The following is a 1,177-nucleotide window of genomic DNA, read 5'->3' on the forward strand; positions in this document are numbered from 1 at the left end:
GCACGCATATGCGACAGACGTGGCCCTGACATTCACTGACCGTTACACCCATCCGTTCAACGATCAACAGCAAGCCCTTACCGGCTCCGGCGCACCACCGGTCGCACCACCCGGCGCATTACTCCAACCGCCTGACCAGGCCACGTAACCGCCGTTCTGCACGTTTCTTCGCACAACCGAACGGATCCCGCACATGAAGACCGCAAAGGTCAGGGTGGCGAGGGCGGGCGCCTCCCGTATGCCGCTGATGTGCGTGCGTGCGCAGCCCGGGTGCGCTCGGGCCGCGGGTGGAGGTGCGTCGGTCCACGGTCCTCGCGGACCACCACCGCTGCGACTGCACACCTGGTCCCGCCTGCCGCCGAGCCCGACGGGGCGCTGTCGCACCTCCCCGCCTCCCGCGGGAAGGACCTAGGCATGCGCAGGACCCCCGGAGCCGCCCACGGCACAGCAGGAGTGGTGGACCCTCAGAGGCTGCGGGCGGACCATGTCGCGTTGGGAGGCGGTGGCGTGGATGTCGAGTTCGACGGTGCGTCCTTCTGCGGAGCTGGGCGGCCCGGCTGTCGGTCTCTCCGGGATGGTGTGCCGGATGCCGCGTTGCCGCAGGTAGTCCCGAATAGGACCGTTGCTGTGGGCCTTGTCCGCCGCAAGGCTGTCGGGCTTCTTGCGGGGCCGGCCCGGTTTTCGGAACTCGGATCTTCTCCGGCGCGGCCCTGAACTCGGTGCAGTCCGCTCGCTGTCCCGGGGGACGACTAGTGTCGGTGGGGGGCATCGGCCGTCCGCGCTCAGGTGAAGCTTGGTGGTGAACCCGCCGCGCGAGCGGCCCGGAGCCTCACCTGCCGCTCCACCCCCACCGCCACCAGGCGGACGTGTAGACGCTGCCCGGCGGTTTCGCCCTGATGTACGTGCGGTTCGGCCCCCTTTGGCGTGATGACCGGCGACGGGTCGGTGCGGGCGCCAGCCGCGTGTTGACGGGCTCGCACGATGGTGGAGTCAACTGAGACGTTCCAGTCGATCTCATCTGCTGCGTCGTCGGCCTCGACCTGCTGCAGCAGCCGTCCCATGTTCCGTCGGCCGACCACAGCCGGTGGCGTTCGTAGACCCTCCTCCATGGCTCGAACCACGCTCTGACCGATCTGCTCTGCCAGCCAGGACGTATGCCGTGGTACCGGGCGTAGGT

At 68.9% G+C, this 1,177-nt stretch carries 1 protein-coding gene; it reads right to left on the reverse strand.

The window, feature by feature from the left end; translation table 11 throughout:
* Positions 1 to 782: 782 nt before the first annotated feature.
* The coding region (locus ACFQ7Q_RS38170; protein ID WP_383563881.1) for a hypothetical protein at positions 783 to 1,177 on the reverse strand (395 nt) is incomplete at its 5' end.

Origin of the sequence: Streptomyces sp. NPDC056527, assembly GCF_042794475.1 — a bacterium.
Classification (GTDB): Bacteria; Actinomycetota; Actinomycetes; order Streptomycetales; family Streptomycetaceae; genus Streptomyces.